General features: G+C 62.0%; 4 protein-coding genes. All 4 read right to left on the bottom strand.

The annotated features are described in order from the left end of the window. Nucleotides 1-98: 98 nt before the first annotated feature. Nucleotides 99-1,046 (bottom strand): cytochrome-c oxidase, cbb3-type subunit III, encoded by a 948-nt coding sequence (gene ccoP / locus FEM54_RS28540; protein ID WP_017134813.1) that lies wholly within the window; start codon nucleotides 1,044-1,046, stop codon nucleotides 99-101. Next, nucleotides 1,043-1,243 carry a cbb3-type cytochrome oxidase subunit 3 gene (locus FEM54_RS28535; RefSeq protein ID WP_017134814.1) on the bottom strand — a complete coding sequence of 67 codons (201 nt, stop codon included), beginning with the start codon at nucleotides 1,241-1,243 and terminating at the stop codon, nucleotides 1,043-1,045. Before FEM54_RS28535 ends, ccoP begins: the two co-directional genes overlap by 4 nt. Nucleotides 1,244-1,246: 3 nt before the next feature. Continuing rightward, the gene (gene ccoO, locus FEM54_RS28530) at nucleotides 1,247-1,855 is read right to left on the bottom strand and encodes a cytochrome-c oxidase, cbb3-type subunit II (protein ID WP_017134815.1); all 609 of its coding nucleotides are present in this window, start codon (nucleotides 1,853-1,855) and stop codon (nucleotides 1,247-1,249) included. A 10-nt stretch (nucleotides 1,856-1,865) separates the two neighbouring features. Continuing rightward, on the bottom strand, nucleotides 1,866-3,266 hold a 1,401-nt coding region (gene ccoN / locus FEM54_RS28525; protein ID WP_138453855.1), incomplete at its 5' end, for a cytochrome-c oxidase, cbb3-type subunit I.

Below are 3,266 nucleotides of genomic sequence, written 5' to 3'. Positions count from 1 at the left end.
GCTCCCAGGATTTTGGGGCCGCTTCGCAGCCCAGCGGGAGCAAGCTCCCTCGCCACAGTTAAGCGGGCCTCCCCTGATCAGGGGGAGGCATTCAGCAGTTACTCAGGTTGGCTTTCTGGCGTTGCGCCATCAGCGGTGTGGGACAAGCTGTACACATAGGCTGCCAGCAGGTGCACCTTGTCATTGCCTTGCAGTACATCCTGCGCCGGCATCTGCCCTTGGCGACCATGGCGGATGGTCTGCTGCAACTGGGCCAGGCTGGTGCCGTAGATGAAGCCGGCAGGCTCGGTCAGGTTCGGCGCGCCCATGGCTTCCATGCCGTGGCCTTGTGGGCCGTGGCACGCCACGCAGGTGGTGTTGAACGCGGCTTGGCCGGCTACCAGGTCGGCCGTGTTGTCAGCCGGCAATGGCAGCTTGGCCAAGTCATGACGCACATAGGCGGCGACGTTCTTCACGCCGTCCTCACCGAGGATTTCACCCCAGGCCGGCATCGCCGCATGGCGCCCGCTCATGATCGTGGCCTTGATCGCCTCAGCCGAGCCGCCCCAGCGCCAGAGGTTGTCCGCCAGATTCGGGAAACCATACGCGCCCTTGGCATCCGAGCCGTGGCACACCGCGCAGTTGGAGGCGAACAGGCGCCCACCCATTTTCAGCGCCTGCGGGTCTTTGGCCACTTCTTCCACCGGCATGGCCGAGAATTTGGCGAAGATCGGCCCGAACTTGGCATCAGCCTTGGCCATTTCCTTGTCCCATTCCTTGGTCTGGGTCCAGCCGTCTTCATAGCCCGGCAACACGCCTTTCCAGTTGCCAAGGCCCGGGTAGAGGATCAGGTAGCCGACGGCAAACACCAGGGTGCCGGCGAACAGCATGAACCACCACTGGGGCAGCGGGTTGTCGTATTCCTCGATACCGTCGAAGGCGTGGCCCATGGTCTGGTCCACGCTGCCCTTGGTCTCGCCCTTGCGGGTGCCGATCAGTAGCCAGGTCAGGCCGATCAGGCTGCCGAGGGTCAGTACGCAGATCCATGTACTCCAGAAGGTAGTCATGGGCGGGTGCTCCTTGTTGCAGGCTCTTCTTGAGCGTCGGATGGAGAAGGTTCATCGGCAAACGGCAGCAGGCGGGCCTGCTCGAAGTCCGCATTGCGCCGGTTGTTGAACACCCACAGCGACAGGCCGATAAAGGCGATGGCGACCACCAGCGTGCCAAGGCCGCGGATGGTGCCCGCATCGAATTCAAATCCCATGGCTCACCTCTTGCTCTTGATGGCAGTGCCGAGCACTTGCAGGTACGAAACCAGCGCGTCCATCTCGGTCTTGCCCTTGAGGCTGGCGACGGCGCCACTGATGTCGTCGTCGGTGTACGGCACGCCGAGGGTGCGCATCACCTTCAACTTGGTCTCGGTGTGGCTGCTGTCGACCGGGGCCGTGACCAGCCATGGGTAGGCTGGCATTTTCGACTCCGGCACCACGTTGCGCGGGTTGTACAAGTGCGCGCGGTGCCAGTCGTCCGAGTAACGTGCGCCGACGCGTGCCAGGTCCGGCCCGGTGCGCTTGGAACCCCACAGGAACGGGTGGTCCCACACGCTTTCACCGGCTACCGAGTAGTGGCCGTAGCGTTCGGTTTCGGCGCGGAACGGGCGGATCATCTGCGAGTGGCACTGCACACAGCCTTCGCGGATGTAGATGTCGCGGCCTTCAAGCTGCAGCGCGGTGTAGGGCTTCATGCCTTCCACCGGTTTGTTGGTGACGTCCTGGAAGAACAGCGGGACGATCTGGGTCAGGCCGCCGATGCTCACGGCAAGCACCATGAGCAGCATCAACAGGCCGACGTTCTTTTCAATCGTTTCGTGTTTCATCATCGACTCCTCAGGCCAGCTGCGCAGTGGTAGTGGCTTCGACAGGTTGCGCCGAACGCACGGTGCGCCAGGTGTTGTAAGCCATCAGCAACATGCCGCTGAGGAAGATCGCACCGCCCACCAGCCGCACGATGAAGCCAGGGTGGCTGGCCACCAGGGTTTCGACGAAGGAGTAGGTCAAGGTGCCGTCTTCGTTGACCGCACGCCACATCAGGCCCTGGGCGATGCCGTTGACCCACATCGAAGCGATGTAGAGCACGGTGCCGATGGTGGCCAGCCAGAAGTGCGCGTTGATCAGGCCGAGGCTGTACATCTGCTCGCGGCCAAAGACTTTCGGGATCATGTGGTACAGCGCGCCGATGGAAATCATCGCTACCCAACCCAGCGCCCCGGCGTGTACGTGGCCGATGGTCCAGTCGGTGTAGTGGGAGAGGGCGTTGACCGTCTTGATGGCCATCATCGGCCCTTCGAAGGTCGACATGCCGTAGAAGGCCAGGGAGACCACGAGGAAGCGCAGAATCGGGTCGCTGCGCAACTTATGCCAGGCGCCCGAGAGGGTCATCATGCCGTTGATCATGCCGCCCCAGCTGGGTGCCAGCAGTACCAGTGACATCACCATGCCCAGCGACTGTGCCCAGTCCGGCAGCGCGGTGTAGTGCAAGTGGTGGGGGCCGGCCCAGATGTACAGGGTAATCAGCGCCCAGAAGTGCACGATGGACAAGCGATAGGAATACACCGGACGCTCGGCCTGTTTGGGTACGAAGTAGTACATCATCCCCAGGAAGCCTGCGGTGAGGAAAAAGCCTACCGCGTTATGCCCGTACCACCACTGCACCATCGCATCCGTCGCACCACCATAGGCCGAGTAGGACTTGGTCCAACTCACTGGCAGGGACGCGTGGTTGACGATGTGCAGAATGGCCACGGTGATGATAAACGCACCGAAGAACCAGTTGCCGACATAGATGTGCTTGGTCTTGCGCTTCATCACCGTGCCGAAGAACACCACACCGTAGGCGACCCAGACCACGGCGATAAGAATGGCGATCGGCCATTCCAGCTCGGCGTACTCCTTGGATGTGGTGTAGCCCAGTGGCAGGCTGATAGCGGCCAGCACAATCACAAGCTGCCAGCCCCAGAAGCAGAACGCGGCGATTTTCGGCGCGAACAGCTGGGTTTGGCAGGTGCGTTGCACCGAGTAAAACGAGCTGGCGAACAGTGCGCAGCCACCAAAGGCAAAGATCACCGCGTTGGTGTGCAGCGGGCGCAAACGGCCGAAGCTGGTCCAGGGTAAATCGAAGTTGAGCGCAGGCCATACCAATTGGGCGGCGAGAAAAACCCCGAGCCCCATGCCGACGATGCCCCACACCACCGTCATAATGGCGAATTGGCGGACCACCTTGTAGTTGTA

The organism is Pseudomonas edaphica (assembly GCF_005863185.1).
Classification (GTDB): Bacteria; Pseudomonadota; Gammaproteobacteria; order Pseudomonadales; family Pseudomonadaceae; genus Aquipseudomonas; species Aquipseudomonas edaphica.
The sequence above is the reverse complement of the archived record's forward strand: the minus strand, read 5'-3'. Positions and strand labels throughout refer to the sequence as shown.

Coding starts and splice junctions, on each gene's coding strand:
- ccoP (WP_017134813.1), bottom strand. CDS start 1,046: ATGACTACCTTCTGGAGTACATGGATCTGCGTACTGACCCTCGGCAGC.
- FEM54_RS28535 (WP_017134814.1), bottom strand. CDS start 1,243: ATGGGATTTGAATTCGATGCGGGCACCATCCGCGGCCTTGGCACGCTG.
- ccoO (WP_017134815.1), bottom strand. CDS start 1,855: ATGAAACACGAAACGATTGAAAAGAACGTCGGCCTGTTGATGCTGCTC.